18 protein-coding genes are annotated in these 22,509 nt (G+C 66.1%); 8 read left to right on the top strand and 10 right to left on the bottom strand.

Going from position 1 to position 22,509, the window contains the following annotated elements:
• Positions 1 to 62: 62 nt before the first annotated feature.
• On the bottom strand, positions 63 to 944 hold the full coding sequence (locus SOM26_RS09615) for a LysR family transcriptional regulator (RefSeq protein WP_320452775.1): 882 nt from the start codon (positions 942 to 944) through the stop codon (positions 63 to 65).
• Between the two features lie 288 nt (positions 945 to 1,232).
• On the bottom strand, positions 1,233 to 2,138 hold the full coding sequence (locus SOM26_RS09610; protein WP_320452502.1) for a substrate binding domain-containing protein: 906 nt from the start codon (positions 2,136 to 2,138) through the stop codon (positions 1,233 to 1,235).
• Positions 2,139 to 2,230: 92 nt separating this feature from the next.
• Between SOM26_RS09610 and SOM26_RS09605 the strand changes: the two genes are divergently transcribed.
• From SOM26_RS09605 to SOM26_RS09580, 6 genes are all read left to right on the top strand, one after another.
• Positions 2,231 to 3,019 carry a DODA-type extradiol aromatic ring-opening family dioxygenase gene (locus SOM26_RS09605; RefSeq protein ID WP_320452501.1) on the top strand — a complete coding sequence of 263 codons (789 nt, stop codon included), beginning with the start codon at positions 2,231 to 2,233 and terminating at the stop codon, positions 3,017 to 3,019.
• 118 nt (positions 3,020 to 3,137) lie between these two features.
• Complete coding sequence (locus SOM26_RS09600) at positions 3,138 to 3,983, top strand: SDR family oxidoreductase (RefSeq protein WP_320452500.1); 846 nt, start codon at positions 3,138 to 3,140, stop codon at positions 3,981 to 3,983.
• A 9-nt stretch (positions 3,984 to 3,992) separates the two neighbouring features.
• Positions 3,993 to 4,352 (top strand): DUF3861 domain-containing protein, encoded by a 360-nt coding sequence (locus tag SOM26_RS09595; protein WP_320452499.1) that lies wholly within the window; start codon positions 3,993 to 3,995, stop codon positions 4,350 to 4,352.
• A 35-nt stretch (positions 4,353 to 4,387) separates the two neighbouring features.
• Positions 4,388 to 4,915 (top strand): phenolic acid decarboxylase, encoded by a 528-nt coding sequence (locus SOM26_RS09590; protein ID WP_309658643.1) that lies wholly within the window; start codon positions 4,388 to 4,390, stop codon positions 4,913 to 4,915.
• 11 nt (positions 4,916 to 4,926) lie between these two features.
• Positions 4,927 to 5,688, top strand: coding sequence for a glucose 1-dehydrogenase (locus SOM26_RS09585; protein WP_320452498.1), 762 nt, complete (start codon positions 4,927 to 4,929; stop codon positions 5,686 to 5,688).
• 20 nt (positions 5,689 to 5,708) lie between these two features.
• Positions 5,709 to 6,572 carry an MBL fold metallo-hydrolase gene (locus tag SOM26_RS09580; RefSeq protein WP_320452497.1) on the top strand — a complete coding sequence of 288 codons (864 nt, stop codon included), beginning with the start codon at positions 5,709 to 5,711 and terminating at the stop codon, positions 6,570 to 6,572.
• Positions 6,573 to 6,778: 206 nt separating this feature from the next.
• Here SOM26_RS09580 and cobA read toward each other — a convergent pair whose 3' ends face one another.
• The 7 genes from cobA to SOM26_RS09545 all read right to left on the bottom strand — a co-directional run bounded on the left by cobA (position 6,779) and on the right by SOM26_RS09545 (position 16,466).
• Positions 6,779 to 7,564, bottom strand: a complete 786-nt coding sequence (gene cobA / locus SOM26_RS09575; protein WP_414712043.1) for a uroporphyrinogen-III C-methyltransferase — start codon at positions 7,562 to 7,564, stop codon at positions 6,779 to 6,781.
• Positions 7,557 to 10,151 carry a molybdopterin-dependent oxidoreductase gene (locus SOM26_RS09570; RefSeq protein ID WP_320452495.1) on the bottom strand — a complete coding sequence of 865 codons (2,595 nt, stop codon included), beginning with the start codon at positions 10,149 to 10,151 and terminating at the stop codon, positions 7,557 to 7,559. The genes cobA and SOM26_RS09570 overlap by 8 nt, the downstream gene beginning before the upstream one ends.
• A gap of 151 nt (positions 10,152 to 10,302) precedes the next feature.
• Complete coding sequence (gene nirD, locus SOM26_RS09565; RefSeq protein ID WP_175310516.1) at positions 10,303 to 10,641, bottom strand: nitrite reductase small subunit NirD; 339 nt, start codon at positions 10,639 to 10,641, stop codon at positions 10,303 to 10,305.
• Positions 10,638 to 13,118: a nitrite reductase large subunit NirB gene (gene nirB / locus SOM26_RS09560; RefSeq protein ID WP_320452494.1), complete on the bottom strand. Its 2,481-nt coding sequence runs from the start codon at positions 13,116 to 13,118 to the stop codon at positions 10,638 to 10,640. Before nirB ends, nirD begins: the two co-directional genes overlap by 4 nt.
• Positions 13,119 to 13,146: 28 nt before the next feature.
• Entirely contained in the window at positions 13,147 to 14,391 is a 1,245-nt protein-coding gene (locus SOM26_RS09555) for a nitrate/nitrite transporter (protein ID WP_320452493.1), read from the bottom strand.
• Positions 14,392 to 14,676: 285 nt separating this feature from the next.
• Positions 14,677 to 15,888, bottom strand: a complete 1,212-nt coding sequence (locus tag SOM26_RS09550) for a CmpA/NrtA family ABC transporter substrate-binding protein (RefSeq protein WP_320452492.1) — start codon at positions 15,886 to 15,888, stop codon at positions 14,677 to 14,679.
• Positions 15,885 to 16,466, bottom strand: coding sequence for an ANTAR domain-containing response regulator (locus tag SOM26_RS09545; RefSeq protein WP_320452774.1), 582 nt, complete (start codon positions 16,464 to 16,466; stop codon positions 15,885 to 15,887). The genes SOM26_RS09550 and SOM26_RS09545 overlap by 4 nt, the downstream gene beginning before the upstream one ends.
• A 146-nt stretch (positions 16,467 to 16,612) precedes the next feature.
• Between SOM26_RS09545 and SOM26_RS09540 the strand changes: the two genes are divergently transcribed.
• Together SOM26_RS09540 and SOM26_RS09535 are read left to right on the top strand one after the other, a co-directional pair.
• On the top strand, positions 16,613 to 17,680 hold the full coding sequence (locus tag SOM26_RS09540; RefSeq protein WP_320452491.1) for an arabinan endo-1,5-alpha-L-arabinosidase: 1,068 nt from the start codon (positions 16,613 to 16,615) through the stop codon (positions 17,678 to 17,680).
• A gap of 274 nt (positions 17,681 to 17,954) precedes the next feature.
• Positions 17,955 to 20,861, top strand: coding sequence for a TonB-dependent receptor (locus SOM26_RS09535; protein ID WP_320452490.1), 2,907 nt, complete (start codon positions 17,955 to 17,957; stop codon positions 20,859 to 20,861).
• Positions 20,862 to 21,035: 174 nt separating this feature from the next.
• Here SOM26_RS09535 and SOM26_RS09530 read toward each other — a convergent pair whose 3' ends face one another.
• Positions 21,036 to 22,481, bottom strand: coding sequence for a GH1 family beta-glucosidase (locus tag SOM26_RS09530; RefSeq protein WP_320452489.1), 1,446 nt, complete (start codon positions 22,479 to 22,481; stop codon positions 21,036 to 21,038).
• Positions 22,482 to 22,509: the final 28 nt, after the last annotated feature.

The raw sequence follows: 22,509 nt of genomic DNA, 5'->3' as shown, positions 1-22,509 counted from the left end.
GTCGCAACCCTATGCGGGGGGATGCGGCAACGGGCCAGCCCCCAAATCTGAATAAGCCTTATTCAGCTTGCGGATGCACAATGCCGGGTCAGCATATCCGCCAGCCAGATCACCGCGCGGTCGCGCGAACTGCGGTCGTGCCACAGCAACCGATAGTCGAGATCGTCGATTGCGACAGGAGCGGGCCGGGTTGCCAAGCCATAGCTGGCGGCAAACCGCGTGGCGGCGCGGGTCGGAAGGGTCATCAGCACGTCGCTGCTCGCGATAAGGGAAGGTGCCGCATGAAAATACGGAAGCCGTACGGTGACGCGGCGCTCGCCGCTGCGCACGCCCAGCCGCACCTCGACCCCGTCTACCGCAAGGTCGCTGACTACGATGCCGACATGCGGCCATGCGAAGAACGCATCCAGCGTCAGCGCATCGTCCGACGTGGCAAGATCATGCTCCGCCCGCATGATGCAGGTATAGGTATCGGTAAACAGCGATCGAGTGTGCAGCGCCGGATGGTCGGACTCGAGGCCGGAGATGATGAGGTCGATCTCTCCCGACGCCATCTTCTTCATCATATCCGCGCTGAATGGTACGATATCGACCGTCAGCGATGGAGCGGCGGTGGTGATGGCCTCGAGTGCTGGCGCAACGACCGTGAGCACCCCGTAATCCGTCGATGCGATACGAAAACAACGATCGAGTGTAGCAGGATCGAATGTCGGCGGATGAAGCAGCGCAGAGGTTGATGCGAGCCATTGTTCGATGGGGGCGACCAGTTCGTCCGCCCGGCGCGTCCGCTGCATTCCGCCGTCTGTTCTGACCAGGAGCGGATCTCCGAGGATGTATCGGAGCTCGGCGAGCGAGCGGCTGATCGTGGGCTGGCTCATTCCAAGCCTGCGTGCCGTTCCGGTTACGCTCTTCGTCTGAAGAAGTACGGCCAGGGTGGCGAGCAGGTTGAGATCGATGTGCCCGGGAAGGATACGGCAACTCGCTTTACACTGAGTGACTAATGCGAGCTATTATCAATGCTCCTTGCCATTTTCAACTCTAGCGATGTCGCGCCCACTCACCGTTTCAGAGTGACACCGTGGGGCAACGCCGCACCATTCGGGGTTCGATGGTGCGACTGTGGATAGGTGATCTATCTGTTGCCCAGCGCATCGAAGGCGAGATTGCATGAGTGCGGCGACGTGAAATCCAAATTGCGCCAGCGGCTTTCTCGACCGAATCCGGTGTTAACCTCACCATCTGGTGGCGAGCACAGGAATTTCGCGGGCAAGAAAGTCGATCCAGGCGCGTGTCTTCGCCAGCGGATGGCGGGTCGGATGGGTCACCGCGAAAACACCGCCCAAGTCGACCAGCGGCTCGGTCAGCGTCACCTCGACGAGATCGCCGCGTTCGAGCGCCGCTTGCGCGATGAAGCGGGGTCCATAGACCAGCCCCTGTCCCGCCACGGCAGCGGCGACGAGAGCCTCGCCATTATTGGCGCACAGCGATCCGTGGACTGCCACGCGCTTGCCGCCGTCGGGACCGAAGCCCCAGGAGGCCGAGCCGGTCGCTTCGTTCAGCGTAAACCCCAGGCAGACATGATAAGCGAGATCATCGGCCCGCTCGGGCGTGCCGTATCGCGCCAGATAGGCGGGAGCGGCGCAAATCGCGAGCCGCATGGTGGCGAGCCGGCGTGCCACCAAGCTGCTGTCCGCAAGGCGACCGATACGGATCGCCATGTCCCAGCGCTCTTCGAGCAGGTCGACATAGCGGTCACTAAGTCCCAATTCGATCGTGACGCCGGGGTTCTGCTCATGAAACGCGGCGGCAAGCCGGGCGACGTGCAGCGTGCCGAACGTCATCGGCGAACTGACCCTGAGCAGCCCCTCGACCTTGTGCGAAACGGCGGACGCATCGGCGTCGGCTTCCTCCAGCTCGGACAGGATCCGCTCGGCGCGCTCCAGATACGCGGCTCCCGCCTCGGTCAGCACGAGCCGTCGCGTGGTACGCGTGACGAGCGTCGTGCCGAGACGCGCCTCCAGCGCGTCGAGATGACGTCCCGCCATCGTGGGCGACAGGCGCATCTGTCGCCCGGCCGCCGACAGGCCGCCACTGCGGATGGCGCGGACGAAGACTTCGATACCGGTCAGGCGATCCATGATCTTATACCATGAGTAGATAGTGATTCGACGAATTCGATCATTATCATCGATGATGGCGAGCGCCATCTGGTGGTTCGAAAGGACACACCATGCGACAGCCCAGCCTCTTCATTCCCCACGGTGGCGGTCCGTGCTTCTTCATGGACGACCCCGCCGGTGTCTGGACCAATATGGCAAAGTTCCTGCGGGACCTGCCCAACCGGCTGTCCGAGGCGCCACGAGCCATTCTGGTGGTCTCCGGACATTGGGAAACGAACGGCTTCGCCTTCACCGGCGCGGCGCGGCCATCGCTGATTTACGACTATTACAACTTCCCGCCCCATACATATCGGCTCAGCTACGATGCGCCGGGCGACCCGGCTTTGGCGGAGCGGGCGGCGGGGCTGCTTCGCGATGCCGGGTTCGTTGCGTCGGTCGATCCCGACCGTGGCCTCGATCACGGCGTGTTCGTACCGCTGAAGGTCATGCTGCCCGACGCCGCGATTCCAGTGGTGGAGATGTCGATCGACCATAGGCTCGATCCCGCTCGGGCGGTCGAAGCCGGCCGCGCTCTCGCGTCGCTGCGCGATGAAGGCGTGCTCATCATCGGTTCGGGCATGAGCTTTCACAACATGCGCGGTTATGGTGACCCGCGCTCGACCGTCCCCTCGGAGGCGTTCGACGCCTGGCTCAACGGCGCGATCCGCCAGCCCGGACCTGCCCGAGCGCAGGCGCTTGCGGCGTGGGAAAACGCCCCCGCCGCCCGCTTCGCCCATCCGAAGGAGGAGCATCTGCTGCCGCTGATGGTAGCGGCGGGTGCGGGGGACGATGCACCCGGCGAGCGGATCTATGGCGAGCGCGTGCTGGAAACCGCCATTTCCGGTTTCCGCTTCGGCTGATCGCAACGAGGAGACGTGAGATGATCCCGACGATCGCCAAAGGGCGCGATGCCGGTTCGCCCGGGGCCCGATCGTCACATCTCCCGCCCATTGCCTGTTATGACTGGAGGAGCAAATCATGACCATTGCCGTCACCGGCGCGACCGGACAATTGGGTCGCCTCGTCATTGCCGCACTCAAGCAGCGGGTCGCGATCGACGACATCGTCGCGCTGGCACGATCGCCGGACAAGGCCGGCAAGCTCGGCGTTTCCGTGCGGCCATTCGACTATGCCACGCCCGATGGGCTTGCCGATGCGTTGTCGGGCATCGGGACGCTGTTGCTGATTTCGTCGAGTGAAGTCGGAGAGCGTAGCGCGCAGCATCGCAACGTGATTGCCGCGGCGAAACAGGCCGGCGTCGGACGGATCGTCTATACCAGCCTGCTCCATGCGGACACATCGTCGCTCGACCTGGCGGTCGAGCATCGGGACACCGAAGCCGCGCTTGCCGCGTCCGGCATCCCCGTCACCCTGCTGCGCAACGGATGGTACACCGAGAATTACACGGGTGCGATCCCGGGGGCGCTCGCGGTGGGCGCCTTGATCGGCAGTGCCGGACAAGGCCGGATTTCATCGGCCTCCCGCGCCGATTATGCCGAGGCGGCGGCCATCGCCGCCAGCGTCCCGGATCATGTCGGCAAGACCTATGAACTGGCTGGCGACCATGGGTGGACGCTGGCGGATCTCGCCGCCGAGGTTACCCGTCAGACGGGGCGGGAGATCGCCTATGACGATCTGCCGCCGAACGATTATGCGCATCGGTTGCAGGATGCGGGCCTTCCCGCCGAAGTGGCACAGGCGATCGCGGGATATGACGTCGCCGCCTCGAAGGGCGCGCTGTTCGACGATGGTCGCCAGCTTTCCAGGTTGATCGGCAGGCCGACCACCCCGCTGGCCGACGCCGTGCGGGCTTCGCTGGCCTGATCACCGAGCGTGTCGGGCATCCCCCGATCGGTTCGCTTCCGCAACGACTTTCCGAAAGCCAGAGCCATGCCGCATGCCTTCCGCGTTACGCTGGAGGCGCTTGACGAAGCGTCAGGCGCGCCCACCGGCCGCCGGGTCCACACCGACATCGTCAATCACGACGACTTGTTCGACATCATCGAAAAAATATCCGCGCGCGGTGTCGTCCCCGCCGATGAATCGACCGAATTCGCGATCGGGTTGAAGCTCTTCACCGAAGTGCTGCTCCGCCACCGCAAGGATGCGCCGTTCGCTGAGCTTCAACCGCATATCGGCGCTTTCATGAAACGGCTGAAATCCACGCCCGCTGCAGCGCAGAGCCGCGCCTGATCCTCTCGAAACATCAAACCACAAGGAGAACCGACATGAATACCGACCTCGGCCTCGACCTGCCCAACGATCTCGCCGCCTTTATCGGCAACCATTTCATCTACACCTATGCCAATGGCTGGCGGTATGAATGGTATGCCCGCAACGCGACCACCTGCGACTATCGCATCCACCAGGGTCTGGTCGGCGGTCGCTGGGTGACGAACCAGACGATGGACCTCGTCCAGCTTGCGCCCGGCATGTACAAGGCGGACTGGCATGAGCCGACCGGCACCTGCGTCAGCCTGTATTTCGATATCGAACGGCGCCTGATCCACGGCACGATCTTCTTCCCGCAATGGATCGCGGGCGAAGGCCAGCATCCCGAAAAGACGATCTGCTACCAGAACGACTTCATCCCCGACATGAACCGCTTCCGCGACGAGGGGCCTGCCTACCCGTACGTCATCATCGGCGAGTTCGCGAAGATCACCTTCATGGAGCAGCGCGGCCCCGACAATGACGACGTGATCAATGCCGCGCCGGGACAGCTTCCCGACGGCTTCCTCGATCGCACGAACTGAGGGAGGTCGCCATGTCCCACCAGTCCCGTTTCGCGGATAAGGTCGTGATCGTCACCGGGGCGAGCACCGGCATCGGCCGCGCCACCGCTATCGCCTTTGCCCGTGAGGGTGCCAGGGTCGTCATCGGCGACTTCGACGATGCCGCTGCCGATACGGCCTCGGCCATTACCGACGCCGGTGGATCGGCGATGTTCGTCAAGACCGACGTCAGCCAGGACGCGTCGGTCCAGGGGCTGGTGCAGGCGGCCATCGATACCCATGGCCGCCTCGACATCGGCTTCAACAATGCGGGGCTTCTGCCCCGCACCGCCGATCTTGCCGATATGAGCGTCGAGGATTTCGACCGCACGATCGCGGTCGATCTGCGCGGCGTCTTCCTGTGCATGAAATATCAGATCGCCCAAATGTTGCGCAATGGCGGCGGAGCGATCGTCAACACGGCATCGGTGGCGGGGCTGGTCGCCGATCCCGGCATGGCCCCCTATGTCGCCGCCAAACATGGTGTGGTGGGGATCACGAAGGCGGCCGCCCTCGACTATGCGACCTGCAACATCCGCGTCAATGCCGTCGCACCGGGCCTCGTCGCGACCCCGATGACCGAACGCTGGCTGGCCGATCCCGCCTTTAAGGAGAAGCTTCTCCAGAATTCCCCGATCGGTCGCGCTGCCCGGCCCGAGGAGATAGCGACGACCGTTCTATATCTGAGTTCCGATGCCGCGTCTTTCGTCACCGGCCAGACCTATGTGGTCGATGGTGGCCAGACCTCCCACTGATTTCCATAGGAGACAAGACCATGGCGTCTTCCCTGCAAACCAAAGTCTTCATCAGCAGCGATCAGCATAACGGTTTCGGCGTGTCATCGACCATCGTGTATGGGCCGACCGAGGCACTGCTGGTCGATTCCCAGTTCAGCCTGTCGAACGCGCATCGCCTCGTCGCCGAGATACTCGAGGTGGACCGCGACCTGACACAAATCTTCATCACCCATATGCACCCCGATCATTATCTCGGGCTGGAAGTGGTGAAAGCCGCGTTTCCTGGCGCGCGCGTGATGGCGTACAAAGACGCCGCCGATGAGGTCAACGACGCGTTCGGATTCAAGATCGAGCATTGGCGCGATACCGTCCTCGGCCGCAACGGTGCAACGACGGCGGTGCCAGTCGAGCGCATCGACCAGACGAACCTGACGGTGGATGGCGAGGCGATCGAGATTCTGGGGTTGATGCGCGGCGACTGTGCCCATGCGGCCGCGCTGTGGATTCCGACGATCAAGACGCTGATCGCCGCGGATACCGTCTTCTCGGACGCGCATGTCTGGGTCGCCGATGCCCGCACGCCCGAGGAGCGACAGGCGTGGTTCGAAACGCTCGACCGGCTCGAGGCATTGGGCGCCACCACGATCATTCCCGGACATGCGCCCAATACCCGCCCCTATGATCCCGACGGCATCGGCTTCACCCGCCGGTATCTGACGGATTTCATCCGCGAACTGGAACGTTGCGCGGATGCCGCCGACCTCGTTGCACGGATGGACAGGCTTTACCCAGACCTGCCGGTGCGGATCTGCCTCGAATATAGCGCCCGCATCCTCAAGGATCATTACCGCTGGGACGGCGACTGGCCGGAGTCCTTGCGTGATCGCGAGGCGGTGATCTGACGCACGCTCTCGTATCGTCGCAAAACTCGTCTGGGCGGGATATTGGGACGTAGAAGACTTTCCCGTTCTGGTATCCCACAAGAGACGGCGTAGGAGGGGGCATTCACCCTCCTAGACAACACCGCACTGGGGATCAGCGCCGTGGGACCCAAACTTCCCAACAATCTGAGTGCCCAGTTTCATCCGGCCAGGGGCACCATTTCCGGTCAAGACCGGGCATCGACCTCCACCATAGCGTGCGGTCGGCCATGGGCTGGGATGCGCCGGGCGCCGACGGCTTCGCCGATCAGGAGCAGCGCGGGGTCCTTGTCGCCGATGGTCCGCGTCAGGAAGCCCAAGGCATCCAGGCGGCCGGTGATCAGGCGCTCGGTGGGGAGCGATATGTTCACCGCGATCATCACCGGCGTTCTGGGTGGCATGCCTGCGGCGATCAGCTGGCGTGCGATTTCGGGGGCGGCGGCGCGGCCCATATAGACGGCGAGCGTCGTATCCGGCGCGGCGAGCGCCGACCAGTCGAGCGATAGCGGCTCGCCCGCGCGCAGATGCGCGGTGACCAGGGTCAGTCGGCGGGACAGGCCGCGCAGGGTCAGTGAGATCAGGCCGGATGCCGCCGCCGCACTTGCGGCCGTGATGCCGGGACATATCCGCACCGGGATACCGGCGGCACGGCAGGCGTCGATCTCCTCGGTCGAACGGCCGAAGATCGACGGGTCGCCACCTTTCAGCCGGACGACGCGCTTGCCGGACAAGGCGGCGGCGACGATCAGCCCGTCGATCGTGCCCTGATCCCTGGAGTGGCGGCCCGATCGCTTGCCGACGCTCGACAGTTCCGCCGTCCCGGGCACGAGCGCCAGGATGTCCGGGCCGACCAGTGCGTCGTAGAAGACGATGTCGGCCGCCGCGATCAGCCGTTCCGCCTTGCGGGTCAGCAGGTCGGGATCGCCGGGACCCGCCCCGACCAGCCAGACCGAACCGGCGGGAAAGTCATCCATGCGCATGGGCAGGCTCCTGGGTTTCGCCGAGCAGGCGGGCGAGGGCGGGGCGGCACGATCCGCAATTGGTGCCCGCGCCCAGCGCCGCGCCGATCGCGGCAACGTCGGCCAATTGCTGGTCGCGGATCGCGGTGACGATGGTGCGCACGCCGATGTCGAAACAGGCGCAGACGATGGCGCCGCGATCGACCTGTGCGCCCGGCGCGCGCCCGGCCAGGATCGTGGGCGCGACTTCGGCGGCGGTAAGCTGTGCGATCAGCCAGTCGCGGGCGGGCAGTTCGCCGCGTTCGGTCAGAAACAGGGCGGCGACCAGGCGACCTCCGGCGATCCCCGCGACGCGGCGCGATCCCCGCGCGGGGTCGGTGGCTTCGATCCGCTGACCCTTGGGCAGCAGGGCGTCGAGCTGCGCCGGGTCGCCGTCGCCCGCCACTTCCCACAGCCAGCCGCCCGGAACCGCGATGCGCGTCGCCCAGAGGCAGTCGGGTGCGGCGATCGCCTCACCGGTCAGGATCACAAAGCCCCGCCAGCGGGGCATGACGGCCGCGATGCTGGCGGGCGTGCGCTTGAAGCCGGGCTGGCCCGAATGGGGATCGGTCAGCGGGCGGGGGAGCAGGCCGGTACGCCCGCCGGTCGCGGTCCGGTCGGTCCAGTGGATAGGCACGAACAGCTCGCCCGGCCGTTGGCCCGTGTTGACCGACACGCGATAGAGGCTTTCCCCCTGCGGCGTGCCGACCCGCGCCAATCCGCCATCGGTCAGGTTCAGGCGGGCTGCGTCATCCGGGTGTACCTCGACCAAGGGCTCCTCGCGGTGCCGCGCCAGCTTGGGGGCAAGGCCGGTTCTGGTCATCGTATGCCAATGATCGCGGTAGCGCCCGGTGTTCAGCGTCATCGGCCAGTCGCGCAGCGGCGCAGGGAGCGCCTTCTGAGCCACGGAAACCAGGCGGGCGCGGCCGTCGGGCGTGGGGAAACGACCATCGGCAAAGGGCACATCGCCCCATCGGAACGGCGCCATCACGTCATAATCCCCATTGCCGCCGCTTGACCGGCCGGGCAGGGCGAACAGCCGTGAACCGTCGTTTTCATAACGGGATAGGCGGCAATGCTCGCGCCAGATCTCGGCTGTGCGGTCATAGGCGAAGGCGGTTTTCCAGCCCATGCGACGGCCGACTTCCTTGACGATCCACCAATCGGGTCTGGCCTCGCCGGGCAGCGGGAACAGCGCGCGCTGGCGGCTGATCGTGCGGTCGGAATTGGTGACGGTGCCATCCTTCTCGCCCCAGGCGGCGGCGGGCAGGCGGACATGGGCATGGACCGAACTGTCCGTCTCGGCGACCACGTCGCTGACCACGACAAAGGGGCAGGCGGCCAGCGCCTCGCGCACCGACCCGGCGTCGGGCATCGACACGGCGGGGTTGGTCGCCATGATCCACAGCGCCTTGATCCGGCCCTGGCCCAGTTCGCGGAACAGGTCGACCGCCTTCAGCCCCGGCTTGGGCGCGATGGTGGGGGAGGCCCAGAAACGCTGCACCCGCGCGCGGTTCTCGGGCGCGAAATCCATATGCGCGGCCAGAGTCGAGGCGAGGCCGCCCACCTCGCGCCCGCCCATCGCATTGGGCTGTCCGGTGATCGAGAAGGGGGCCGCGCCCGGTTTGCCGATCCGGCCGGTGGCGAGGTGGAGGTTGAGGATCGCGTTGACCTGGTCGGTGCCAGCCGTCGACTGGTTGATCCCCTGGCTGAATAGCGTGACGGTACGCGGGGTTGCGGCAAACAGCTCGTAGAAGCGGCGAAGATCGGCGGGCGCGACGTCGCAGGTCCTGGCGACCGACCAGAGATCGCTGCCCTCCTCCAGCACAGCCCAGAATTCCTCCGGCACCGCAACCGACGCGCGCAGATAATCCTCGTCCACCACGCCTGCCGTCCGCGCCCAGGCGAGCGCGCCGTTCATCAGCGCCACGTCGCTACCGGGCCGGATGGCCAGGTGAAGGTCGGCCTGCTCCGCCGTCTCGGTGCGGCGCGGGTCGACGACGACCAGCTTCGCGCCCGCATCGCACCGCTCGCGGATACGCTGATAGACGATCGGGTGGCACCAGGCGGTGTTGCTGCCGACCAGCACGATCAGGTCGGCGGCGTCGATATCCTCATAGGAGGCGGGCACGATATCCTCGCCGAACGCGCGGGTGTGCCCCGCAACCGCACTCGACATGCACAGGCGCGAATTGGTGTCGATATTGGCCGAGCCGATAAAGCCCTTCATCAGCTTGTTGGCGACATAATAGTCTTCGGTCAGCAACTGGCCGGAGACATAGAAGGCGACGCTGTCGGGGCCATGCTGCGCGATGGTCTCGCGGAATCGCTTGGCGACCAGATCGAGCGCCTTGTCCCAACCGGCGCGGCGCTTGCCGATCATCGGATGGAGCAGGCGACCCTCCAGGCCGACCGTCTCGCCCAAATGCGTGCCCTTGGAACAGAGCTTGCCGCGATTGGCGGGGTGGTCGGGGTCGCCCTCGATCCTGACGCTGCGGTCGCCGGTCACGGTGGCGCGGATGCCGCAGCCGACGCCGCAATAGGCGCAGGTGGTGCGGATCATGAATCCTCCCCGGGACGGGGAGGGGGACCAGCGAAGCTGGTGGAGGGGGCGTGCGGCGAGGGGCTGACGGCATTATGGAGAGTGAAGCCTTTGCGGCGCCCCCCCTCCACCATGCTGCGCATGGTCCCCCTCCCCGTGCCGGGGAGGATCATCACGCCGCCGCCTTCAGGGTGCTGGCGCGGCAGATCAGCACGCGGCCGCCGCTGATCTTCACCGGCACAACAGGCGTGCAGCCCTTGTCCTCGCCCAGCGCCTCGCCGGTCGAGAGGCTGATACGCCAGTTGTGCAGCGGACATGCCACCGCGCCGCCGTGAACGATGCCCTGGCTCAACCGCCCATGTTTGTGCGGACAGCGGTCGAGCAGCGCGAAGACCTTGTTCTCGCCGGTGCGGAAGACGGCGATGTCGTTGCCGCCCTCGACCTGAACCGTGCGGCTGCCGCGGACCGGGATTTCGTTCACCCAGCCGATATCGAGCCATTCACCGATCATGCCATCTCTCCAACCGGCTGGAAGCGCGCCATCGGCGCATGGATTTCGCGTTCGGCCCCGGCGACGCGCTCGGCCCAGGGGTCTTCTTGCGAGAATTGCTGCGAGAAGAAGAAGCGGCGGGCGAGTTCGGCGCGCGCCTCCTCGTCGGGCAGGAGGCGCGACTGGATGTAGGCCAGGCCGACCCGCTCGATCCACGGCGCGGTCCGCTCCAGATAGCGCGCCTCCTCGCGGTAGAGCTGGACGAAGGCGGCGCACATCTCCATCGCCTCCGCCTCGGTCGCGACCTTGCAGAGCAGGTCGGTGGCGCGGACCTTGATCCCGCCATTGCCGCCGACATGGAGTTCGTAGCCGCTGTCGACGCAGACCACGCCGAAATCCTTGATCGTCGCCTCAGCGCAGTTGCGCGGACAGCCCGACACCGCGATCTTGAACTTGTGCGGCATCCACGACCCCCAGGTCGCCCGCTCCAGCTTGACGCCCAGCCCGGTCGAATCCTGCGTGCCGAAGCGGCACCATTCGGAGCCGACACAGGTCTTCACCGTGCGCAACGACTTGCCGTATGCATGGCCGCTGACCATTCCGGCGGCGTTCAGATCGGCCCAGACGGCGGGCAGATCCTCCTTCCTGATGCCGAAGATATCGAGCCGCTGCCCGCCGGTCACCTTGACCATCGGCGCGTTGAACTTCTCGACCACATCGGCGATCGCGCGCAGTTCCTTCGGCGACGTGATCCCGCCCCACATGCGCGGCACCACCGAATAGGTGCCGTCCTTCTGGATGTTGGCGTGCATCCGCTCGTTGACGAAGCGGCTCTGCTGGTCGTCGACATAGTCGCCGGGCAGCGCGCAGAGCAGATAGTAATTGAGCGCCGGGCGGCAGGAGGAACAGCCGTCCGGCGTCGACCAGTGCAGCTTCTGCATCACCTCCGGGATCGAGCGCATGCCCTGCGCGACGATCTCGCGCCGCACATCGTCATGGCCGAAGCTGGTGCATTTGCACATCGTCTTCGGGCCCGCCTCCACCTCGTCGCCCAGGGTCAGCGCGAGCAGGGTCTCGACCAGGCCGGTGCACGAGCCGCAGCTGGCCGACGCCTTGCAGGTGGCGCGGACGGTGTCGAGGCTGTGCGCGCCCTTGGCGATGCACGAGACGACCTGGCCCTTGGTGACGCCGTTGCAGCCGCAGATCTCCGCCGTGTCGGAGAGCGCCGCAACGGCCGCCTTAGGGTCCGCTTGCCCCCCTCCCGAGGCGAAGGCCTGGCCGAAGATCAGCGCGTCGCGGATGTCGCCGATGCTCTCGCCCTTTTTCAGCAGGTCGAAATACCAGTTGCCGTCGGCAGTATCGCCGTACAGCACCGCGCCGACGATCCGGTCGTCCTTGACTACGACGCGCTTGTAGATGCCGCGCGCGGCATCGCGCAGCACGATATCCTCCGCGCCGTCGCCGCCGCCGAAATCGCCCGCCGAGAAGACGTCGAGCCCGGCGACCTTCAGCTTGGTCGCGGTGGCGGTGGGGCGATAGCCGGACGGTGCGCCGGTCAGCGCATCGGCAAGGCTGCGGCACATGTCCCAGAGCGGCGCGACCAGGCCATAGACCTGTCCGTCATGCTCGACGCATTCGCCGACCGCCAGGATGCGCGGGTCGGACGTGACCATATGATCGTCGACCTTGATGCCGCGCCCGACCTCCAGCCCGGCGGCGCGGGCGAGCGCGACCGAGGGGCGGATGCCGACCGCCATCACCACCAGGTCGGCGGCGATCTCGCGCCCGTCCTTCAGGCGGATCGCCTCGACTCTGCCGTCGCCCAGGATCGCGGCGGTGTCGGCACCGGTCAGCACGGTCTGACCGCGCGCCTCAAGCGCCTGTTTCAGCAGCCAGCCCGCCGCCTCGTCCAGTTGCCGCTCCATCAGCGTCGGCATCAGGTGGAGGACGGTGACCGTCATGCCCCGCAGGCTCAGGCCATGCGCCGCCTCCAGCCCCAGCAGGCCGCCGCCGATCACCACCGCGCTGCCGCCCCGTTCGGCGGCGGCGAGCATATGCTCGACATCCTGCATGTCGCGGAAGCTGATGACGCCGGGCAGGTCGTGGCCGGGCACCGGGATGATGAACGGGTCGGAGCCGGTCGCGATCAGCAGCCGGTCATAGCCGAGCACCATGCCGCTCCTGGCGGTGACGGTGCGGTCCGCGCGGTCGATGGCGGCGACGGGATCGCCGCTGACCAGCGTGATGCCGTTGTCGGCATACCAGTCATGGCCATTGATGACGATCTCGTCGAACGTCTTCTCACCCGCCAGCACCGGCGACAGCATGATCCGGTTATAGTTCACCAGCGGCTCTGCGCCGAAGATGGTGATGCGGTAGCGGTCGGGATCGCGGGCCAGCAATTCCTCGACCGCGCGGCAGCCGGCCATGCCGTTGCCGATCACGACCAAATGTTCGCGGGTGTCCACCTTCGCAGGGGTGACGACTTCGTGTTTCATCGGTTCGATCCGTGGAAGAGAGGAAGCATCAAATCCGCACGCCATCGGCCGCGCCCCAGCTGCGCCGCCAGCGGCCCTTGACCAGCATCAGCCCGGCCAACGCCACCAGCGAAAGCGCGGCGAAGATCAGGAACCCGCTGGAGAAGCTGCCCGTCCACTGCTTGGCGAGGCCCAGCGACGAGGCGAGGTAGAAGCCACCGATGCCGCCCGCCATGCCGACCAGCCCGGTCATCACGCCGATCTCGGCGGCGAAACGCTGCGGCACCAGCTGGAACACCGATCCGTTGCCGACGCCCAGCGCCAGCATCGACAGCACGAACAGCGCCAGCGAGGCGGCGAACCCGTCGACCATCGCCACGCCGGTCAGCGTGACGGCGGCGGCGGTAAACACCGCGAGCAGCGCCTTCACCCCGCCGATCGCATCGGCCAGCGCCCCGCCCATCGGCCGCACCAGCGACCCGGCAAAGACGCAAGCCGCCGTGGCGTAACCGGCCTGCACCGGGGTCAGCCCGAAACGGTCGGTGAAATAGATGGGCAGGCTGGCGGCGAGGCCCACGAACCCGCCGAATGTGACGGCGTAGAAGCCCATCAGCCACCAGGCATCGGCCTGTTTCAGCGGCGCGAGATACTCGACCAGGCGGCGCGGCGGCGGCGCGCCCGGCGCATCCTTCGCCATCACCATATAGGCGACGAACACCAGGCCGAGCGGCAGGCAGGCCAGGCCCAGCACCGCGTTCCAGCCGAAGATCTTGGCCAGGCCCGGCGCGAACAGCGCGGCCAGCACCGTGCCCGAATTGCCCATGCCCGCCAGGCCCATCGCCTTGCCCTGATGCTCGGGCGGATACCAGCGGCTGGCCAGTGGCAGTGCGATGGCGAAGCTGGCGCCCGCAAAGCCCAGGATCACGCCCAGCGCCAGCGTGCCGCCAAAGCTGTTCACCCCCAGCACCCAGGCGGAAAAGAGTCCCGCGATCACGATGATCTGGCTGATCGCCCCAGCACGCTTCGGCCCGATCCGGTCGACCAGCAGGCCGTTGACGACCCGCAGCACCGCGCCCGCCAGCGTCGGGACGGCGACCATCACGCCCTTTTCCGCCGGGGTCAGCCCCAGGCTGGCCGAGATTTGCGGGGCGAGGGGCCCCAGCAGCACCCAGACCATGAAGGCCAGGTCGAAATAGAGGAATGCCGCGATCAGGGTCGGCGTATGGCCGCTCGACCAGAAACTGCCGTCATCCGCCTTTCTCTTTTCGGTGTCGTTCCAGAATGCCGTCGCCATCGTGCCGCCTCCGTGGGGCCTGGCCCCAAAACGAAAAAAGCCGCCAGGACGCGGGGCCCTTGGCGGGTCGCATCCTGGCGGCTTCATTGCCTCCAAGCGGAAAACGGGGACGTCCCCGTATCCGCCAGCGTGTCACCCCGTCGTTGGAGTGGCTTACGCTGCTATCTCGTGTCCGACGCCATTGCCGGACGAGTGGAAAGTTGCCTGATTCGCAGGCGGCGCGCAAGTCCCTTTCGCAATCGCAGCAATCGCATCTCCATTCCTCCCCCTCGCGGCGGAGGAACATCAGGGGAGGCTCGCCAGATATCCGGGAATATCGTCCGGATCGAACGCACGCCCGTCGAAGAACCGGTCGCTGCCCAGCACCAGCCGCCCTTGCGTCGATCCCGCCCCGATCGGCTCGACCAGAGCGCCCTCCAGCTTGGAGCTGGCGCCGGGCAGGGGGGCGCCCGATCCAGCCAGTGCGGCGCGGTACAGGTCGGGACGGAACACCGCCTGCGCGGTGGCGGCGTCGGGCGCGGCGAAGGTCATCCCCTCCCACCGCACCATCTGCGCATAAAGCCATGCCGCCTGGCTGCGCCAGGGGAAGTTCGCCGCCTCGCGATACTGGAACATGAAGTCGGGATAATGGACCGGCTCGCCGTCCGGCACCACGCGGATGCGGTCGGTGATCGCGCGCAGGATCGCGGCGACCGGCGCGTCGAGATATTGGGGGCGGGACAGGATGGCGGCACTGTGTTCGACCGTCTCGGGATCGACGAAATGCGCCGCCGCGGCGTGCAGCGCACGAATCAGGCGGAGGACACCGTCGCGCCGCTCCTCGGCCCGGTCGGCGCGCATCGCCAGCACCTTTTCCACACCGCGCCGCCAGATCTGCGCCGTCGCCAGCGCGATGCGGCCGACGCCGCGATCGACCGCGATCGCGTTCCACGGCTCGCCGACGCAGATGCCGTCCACCTCTCCGGCGGCCAGCGCGTCGGCGGCGAAGGGCGGGCTGGTCACGATGATCGTCACGTCGCTGTCCGGGCGGATGCCGACCCCGGCCAGCCAGTAGCGCAGCATGTAATTGTGGCTGGAGTGACGATGCACCACGCCGAAGCGCAAGGGCCGCCCCGCATCTCGCCGGGCAAATGCCACCCGCTTCAGGGCCGCGCCGATCGCGGCCGGATCGCCCAGCGTCTCGCCCAGGCCCATCGCGTCGCCGAGCGCGGTCGACACGGTGACGGCATTGCCGTTCAACCCCAGGACGAAGGGCACCGCCATGGGCACCGCCGGGCGATCGCGGCCAAGCGCGGTGGCGATCGCCAGCGGCGCGACCAGATGCGCCGCGTCGGTATGGCCATAGAGCAGCCGGTCGCGCACCGCCGCCCAGGTGACGTCGCGGACCAGCGCGATCTCCACCCCCTCGGCCTCGGCGAAGCCCAGTTCGCGCGCCAGGATGGGCAGGGCGGCGTCGACCAGCGGCAGGAAGCCGATGCGGAACGGGTCGAGGCTCATGGCAGATCTCCCATCAGCTGCTCGCTGGTCACGATCGCCTCGGCCACGTCGGCGATGCGGCGGTTGCTGGTCATGGCGTGGCTGCGCAGCAGGGCATAGGCAGCGGGTTCCCCGAGCCCCCGCCGGCGCATCAGGATCGCCTTGGCCCGGTCGATCACCTGCCGGTCGGCCAGCGCGGTCTTCGCCTCGGCCAGTTCGGCCTGGAGCCGCGAAAAAGCCTGGAAGCGGCGCACCGCCAGGTCGAGGATCGGCTTGATCCGCTGCTTGGCCAGGCCGTCAACGACATAAGCCGACACGCCCGCATCGATCGCCGCCATCGTCGTCTCGGGTTCGGACTGGTCGACGAACATCGCGATCGGGCGGTCGAGCGCGCGCGACATGGCGAAGAAATCCTCCAGCACGTCGCGGCTGGGATTTTCCAGGTTGATCAGGACGACCTCGGGCGCGGCCCGTTCGACCTGCGCGGCCAGCGGTCCGGTGGGATCGATCACCACCAGATCGGTCAGCCCCGCCTCGCACAAGCCATCGGAGATGATCGCCGCCCGCGTGCTGCTGGTATCGATGATCGCGATCCGCATGGCGGCTTGATGCCGCGTCATCCGCCGCTCGACAAGGGCGGCGTGGCGGACAATCACGCTTGCGTGGCGAAATGTCGGACTATAGGTGGTCAAGGTCACATGGTTCGGGTTGATCCCGTCCGATGACAGAGCGGGGGATGTCGTCGATGCGTGATCTGGGCCGATCGCCGAGCCTGCGCGTGCTGCGCCTGATGCTGGTCGCGGGGGCGATGGTGGTGGGCGTCCAGGCGCTGCGATCCGCGCCGCAAGCGGTCGGCGCCGCGCAGGACGCCGGAACCGCGTCCTTGCCGCTGTCGGGCGATATCGTGCCCGCGCACGATCCGGTCCTGATCCGCGAAGGCGGTCGCTATTACGCCTATTCGACCGGGCAGCGTGAACGGCGGCCCCTGATCGCCCGCACCTCGCGCGATCTGCGGCACTGGACTGCCATCGCCTCGCCACTGGCGACCATCCCCGACTGGGCGCTGGCGCGCGTGCCCGGCGCCAGCGAGATGTGGGCGCCAGACATCGCCAAGGTCGGCAATCGTTACCGCCTCTATTACTCAGTGTCTCGTTTCGGACAGCAAAGCTCGGTCATCGGGCTGGCGACCGCCTCGACACTGGACCCCGATGGCCCCGATCATGGCTGGCGCGACGAAGGATTGGTGATCGGGTCGCAGGCGGGCGACCCCTATAACGCGATTGACCCCCATTTCGTGCGCGACCGGCAGGGTGGCGAGTGGCTGAGCTTCGGCAGCTTCTGGGGCGGAATTCAGCTGATCCGACTCGATCCGCGTAGCGGCAAACCGGCCATTGGCGGCAAGCCGGTGATGATCGCGCGGCGCGGCCCGGCCGAGCGCGAAAATGCGATCGAGGCGCCGTTCATCGTCGATCATGGTGGCTGGTACTGGCTGATCGTCTCGTTCGACTATTGCTGTCGCGGCGTGAAGAGCAGTTACCATCTGCGCGTCGGCCGCGCGCGCAAGGTCGAGGGGCCCTATCTCGACCGGGCGGGCCTGGCGATGCGCGAAGGGGGCGGCACCGTCCTGCTTCGGGCGGATGCCGAGGGGCGGGACCGGTATCGGGGCACGGGCCATGCGGGCGTGCTGCACGACCGCGATGGCCGCGATTACCTGATTTATCATGCGTATGACTCGGCGGTGGGCGGTGCCGCCACCTTGCGGATCGCCCGGATGCGCTGGGACTCGGCGGGCTGGCCGGTGGTCGATCGGTAAAGCCTGACGCCGTCTGCGCTGTAAAAAGACGGACAAGACGGACCCGGTCCGAATCCTGTTAAGCGCTATCGCTGCGATCGTGTTTTCCGGAAAAATACACCTTTGATGGCGCTAACATCCGCGGATCGCCATAACTTCTGACTGTGGCTTAAAATCCACGACATGACAGCCGCATCATTATTTTGTCATGGCAGGCTTGACCAAATCCTCCGCTAGTCAGACAAATGGCGTCGAAGGGCACCGAAAGGTCGGGCCTACCAGAGGGGATTTCCTGATGAAGCGTCACGCCTTGTTGCTTTCGGTTGCGTCATTCGCGCTGCTGGCCGCGCCTGCCATGGCGCAGACCGCCACGCCCGAACAAAAGGCCGAGGCGGCCGATCCCAACGCACCGATCGAGGCACAGGCCCCCGTCGCCCAGGAACAGGCGACGGCGAGTGCGGCGGGACGCAGTCCGGGGACTCAGGCGACCGAAAATCTCGACAACAATGTCGACCCGCGCGACATCGTCGTCACCGGCTACCGCGCCAGCCTGGGCAGCGCGCAGGCGATCAAGCGCAATTCCGATGCGATCCTGGACGCCATCGTCGCGCAGGACATCGGCAAGCTGCCTGACAATACGGCGGCCGAATCGCTGGCGCGCGTGACCGGCGTCCAGGTCAGCCGGTTTAGCGACGAAGTGACGCAGGTTCTCGTGCGCGGTCTGCCCGACGTGGCGACGACCTTCAACGGCCGCGACATCTTCACCGCCGAGAACCGCCGCGCCGCGCTCCAGGATTTTCCCGCCGGTGCGCTGGCGGGTCTCGAAGTGTACAAGTCGGGCACCGCCGACCTGCTCGAACCAGGCCTGGCGGGCCTCATCAACGTCCGCTCGCGCCGTCCCTTCGATTTCGAGAAGGGCTTCACGATCGCAGGCGGCATCCGCGGGACGTATAACGACCAGTCCAAGAAGTTCGACCCGTTGGGCAACCTGCTGATCAGCCAGCGTGCCGATACGGCGATCGGTGAAATCGGCTGGCTGGTCAACGCGGCCTATACGCAGGCCCAGTATCGCAACGCCGTGCGCTGGGCCGATGGCTTCGTGACGACCCCCAGCGCGAATTCGACGGTCAGCCCGTCCTCGGTGGGGCGCACCTGGGCGATCCCGGCGGCGGTCGGCGTCTATAACGATAGCGGCAAGCGCTGGCGCCCGGCGGTCAACGCCAATGTCCAGTGGCGCCCGGCGCACAATCTCGAAATCTATTATGATTTCCTCTACCAGAGCTATCGCGGCGAAACCGCCAATGACTGGATGCGCGTGCCGCTGGTCGATGGCTCTCCCAGCTTCAGCAATGTCGTTCTGCGGGACGGCGAGGCGCGTCAGGTCGAAAGCCTGACGAAGACGGGCGGCGTCCGGCCCGAAACCTATCGCAGCACCAACAAGGGCTATACCGACACCTATCAGGTGGCCGTCGGCGGCAAGTGGGACCTGGGTCCGGCGCATTTCTCGACCGACCTGGCCTATACGACGTCGCAATATGGCACCAACGAATGGAGCTTCGACACGGCGTTCGCGGGCGCGCCGCAGGCCGATGTCCGCTTCTTCGTCGATGGCGGCTCGTCGTTCAGCCTGCCGGGTTTCGATGCGTCCAACCCCGCAAACTATATCTGGCGCGGTTATTTCGAGAGCATCTACCGGGTTCAGGGCAAGGGCTGGCAGTGGCGCGGCGATCTGGACTTCGACACCAACCTGTCGCTGGTCCCCAAGCTGCAGATCGGCGTGCGCTGGACCGATCGCGATGCGTCGCTGGAACGCGGCAATCGTTATGCCTATACCGAATGGCTGGGCATCCCGCTGAACCAGACGCCGACCGGCACCCTGGCGCTGACCCAGAACGCCTTTCGCGGCAACCAGGGCTTCACCAGCTGGCTGATGCCGTCGCGTGAGGGTATTGCGGGCAACGCCAGTCAGTTGCGTCAGTTCTCGATCGACGCGCTCCAGCGGATCATCGCTGGCAACCCGACCGACCAGGGATATCGCGACGCGCTGAACCGCTGGCAGTCGCCACAGGTCCAGTTCGATCCGTTGCAGGAATTCTATGCCACGGAGCAGACCTATGCGTTCTACGGGCAGGCCAAATATGAATTCGATATCGGCGCGGTCCGCGTCGACGGCCTTGTCGGCACGCGTGTCGTCAACACGGTCGGCCGGTATAGCGGCCTGTCGAGCGTCACGTTCAACGGCGTGACCCGTGCAGAGCCGCGCAGCACCAAGGCCAATTATGTCGACGTGCTGCCCAACTTCAGTCTGCGCGTGCGTCCGAACGACAAGTTGCAGGTGCGTTTCGGCTTTACGATCACCCGCACCAAACCCGAATTTAGTCAGTTGAACCCGGCGATCTTCATTTCGCAGAACACGGCAACGCCCGTCCCCGACCAATTGCCCGACACCCGCTTCGGCCCAGGCCTGCAAGGACGCCCCGACGCATTCGGCAATGGTGGCAACCCGGACCTTCAGCCGCTGACGTCGAAGAATTACGACGCCACGATCGAATATTACTTCTCGCCGACTGCCTCGATCACCGCCGCCGCCTTCTATCGCGACCTGAAGGGCTTCATCAGCACTTATGTGAACCGGACGATCGATCCGGTGTACGGCCTGCTGGAGATCAACCGTCCCGAAAATGCCGGTCGCGGCAAGATCAAGGGCTTCGAGCTGGGGGCGCAGACCTTCTTCGACTTCCTGCCGGGGCTGTGGAGCGGGTTCGGCGTGCAGGCGAACACGACCTATCTGATCGGCGAGCAGCAATATCCGGCCAATGTGTTCGCCAGTGCCGGCGGCACGACCGAGCCGCCGTTCGTGAACATCCCCGGCCTGTCGCGCTGGACGTACAATGTCGCGCTGTTCTACGAAAAGGGCGATGTGTCGACGCGCCTGTCGCTGAACAATCGTGACGCGTATCTGAACAGCAACTTCGTCAACGCGCAGGGCGTATACAACGGCGAGGGTGTCGAGCAGATTCAGCGCCTGGACTTCTCGTTCAACTACAACATCATGAAGGAGGTCACCGTGACCTTCGACGTGGCCAACCTGCTGGCGCAGCCGTTCAACAACTATGCGCAATATGGTGACGGCCTGCGCTACCCGCGCGATATCCGCGACGAGGGTCGTTATTACGGCGTGGGTCTGCGCTTCCGCTTCTGATCCGGTCGGGTGGGCATCGTCCCACCCGCCCCGCCCGCAAGGGCACCTCCGGGGCTGGGACGGCACGCGCCGTTCCGGCCCTTTTTCCTGGCGGGCAGGGGGGAGCGCCCTGATCACGAAAAACCCCGCCGGTCCTGCGACCGGCGGGGTTTCGTCTTGGTCAGGTCGACGGGATCAGACGAGTGCGTTGCGGCGGATCAGCTCCTTATACCACTGCGCGCTCAGCTTGGGGGTGCGCTTCTGGGTCGCATAGTCGACATGATGCAGGCCGAAGCGCAGGCCATAGCCGTCGGCCCATTCGAAATTGTCCATCAGGCTCCAGAGGAAATAGCCCTTGAGCGGATATCCCTCGGTCGCGGCGCGACGGAACTGGCCCAGATAGTTGCGCAGGTACATGATCCGGTCGCCGTCATCGACCAGGCCCTTGTCGTTCAGCTTGTCGTCGGCCGAGGTGCCGTTCTCCGAGATGTAGATCGCCTTGGGGCTCCACATCTCGCTGACCGCGCGCACCCCCCAATAGGCGGCCTCGGGGCCGACATAGAGCCAGGGCGAGGCCATGCGCGGCGAGTTGGGCAGGTGCGGCAGCGGGGTATAGCCGCGCGGGTCCTCCGGGTTCGCCTTGACGAAGGTCGGCGTGTAGATGTTGAGCGCCACGAAATCGAGCGGGCTGGCGATCGCCGCCATGTCACCCGCCTGCACCTTGGGCGCATCGGCTCCGGCTGCCTTCAGATAGGCGTCGGTATATTTGCCCTCCATCACGGCGGTCAGGAACATGGCGTTCTCTTCGCGCATCGCCTTCTTCGTCGCCTCGATATGCTCGGGCGTCTCGATGACGGGGACGAAGATGCTGGCATTGTCGGCGATGCCGACTTCGGTGCCCGCCTTGGCATTGGCGCGGATCGCCTGGACACCCAGGCCATGCGCCAGGCAGCCATGGTGGCGGACCTGATTCACCTGCGCCTGGGGCAGCTTCAGGCCCGGCGCGTGGATGCCGACCATATGGCCGAGGTCGGTGAAGCAGCGCAGCTCGTTGACCGTCATGAAGCGGTGGACGCGGTCGGACAGCTTGCCCGCCATGAAGCCCGCATAGTCGGCGAACGCCTTGGCCGTATCGCGATTCTGCCAACCGCCGGGCAGCGCCTGGGGCAGGTCCCAGTGGAACATGGTGACGTTGGGCTGGATGCCCGCCGCCAGCAGTGCGTCGATCACGCGGTTATAATAATCCAGGCCCTTCTGGTTGGGCTTGCCGCGACCCTCGGGGAAGATACGCGACCAGGCGAGCGACATGCGATACGCCTTCACGCCCAGATTCTTCAGGAGCGTGATGTCCTCGTTATAGCGGTGATAGCTGTCGCAGGCGACGTCGCCGGTGTCGTTGTTCGCGATCTTGCCCGGCGTATGCGAAAATACGTCCCAGTTGGTCTGGCCGCGCCCGTCTTCCTTCACCGCGCCTTCGATCTGGTAGGAGGCAGTGGCGCAGCCCCACAGGAAATCCTTGGGAAAGCTCAGGTCCGAGGCCGTGGCCGCCGCCGCGCCGCTGGCCGCCAGCGTGCCGCCACCGGTGGCCAGCGCGGCCCCGCCCAGCGTCATGCCGGACTTCATGAAATTACGACGATCCATTGTTACGTCCCCTCCGAAATATTGAAAT

The sequence above is a fragment of the Sphingomonas sp. CFBP8993 genome (assembly GCF_034044895.1).
Lineage (GTDB): Bacteria > Pseudomonadota > Alphaproteobacteria > Sphingomonadales > Sphingomonadaceae > Sphingomonas.
This window is presented reverse-complemented; position numbering and strand designations above follow the sequence as displayed.

Coding starts and splice junctions, on each gene's coding strand:
- SOM26_RS09610 (WP_320452502.1), bottom strand. CDS start 2,138: ATGGATCGCCTGACCGGTATCGAAGTCTTCGTCCGCGCCATCCGCAGT.
- SOM26_RS09605 (WP_320452501.1), top strand. CDS start 2,231: ATGCGACAGCCCAGCCTCTTCATTCCCCACGGTGGCGGTCCGTGCTTC.
- SOM26_RS09600 (WP_320452500.1), top strand. CDS start 3,138: ATGACCATTGCCGTCACCGGCGCGACCGGACAATTGGGTCGCCTCGTC.
- SOM26_RS09590 (WP_309658643.1), top strand. CDS start 4,388: ATGAATACCGACCTCGGCCTCGACCTGCCCAACGATCTCGCCGCCTTT.
- SOM26_RS09585 (WP_320452498.1), top strand. CDS start 4,927: ATGTCCCACCAGTCCCGTTTCGCGGATAAGGTCGTGATCGTCACCGGG.
- SOM26_RS09580 (WP_320452497.1), top strand. CDS start 5,709: ATGGCGTCTTCCCTGCAAACCAAAGTCTTCATCAGCAGCGATCAGCAT.
- cobA (WP_414712043.1), bottom strand. CDS start 7,564: ATGGATGACTTTCCCGCCGGTTCGGTCTGGCTGGTCGGGGCGGGTCCC.
- SOM26_RS09570 (WP_320452495.1), bottom strand. CDS start 10,151: ATGATCCGCACCACCTGCGCCTATTGCGGCGTCGGCTGCGGCATCCGC.
- nirD (WP_175310516.1), bottom strand. CDS start 10,641: ATGATCGGTGAATGGCTCGATATCGGCTGGGTGAACGAAATCCCGGTC.
- nirB (WP_320452494.1), bottom strand. CDS start 13,118: ATGAAACACGAAGTCGTCACCCCTGCGAAGGTGGACACCCGCGAACAT.
- SOM26_RS09555 (WP_320452493.1), bottom strand. CDS start 14,391: ATGGCGACGGCATTCTGGAACGACACCGAAAAGAGAAAGGCGGATGAC.
- SOM26_RS09550 (WP_320452492.1), bottom strand. CDS start 15,888: ATGAGCCTCGACCCGTTCCGCATCGGCTTCCTGCCGCTGGTCGACGCC.
- SOM26_RS09545 (WP_320452774.1), bottom strand. CDS start 16,466: ATGCGGATCGCGATCATCGATACCAGCAGCACGCGGGCGGCGATCATC.
- SOM26_RS09540 (WP_320452491.1), top strand. CDS start 16,613: ATGCGTGATCTGGGCCGATCGCCGAGCCTGCGCGTGCTGCGCCTGATG.
- SOM26_RS09535 (WP_320452490.1), top strand. CDS start 17,955: ATGAAGCGTCACGCCTTGTTGCTTTCGGTTGCGTCATTCGCGCTGCTG.
- SOM26_RS09530 (WP_320452489.1), bottom strand. CDS start 22,481: ATGGATCGTCGTAATTTCATGAAGTCCGGCATGACGCTGGGCGGGGCC.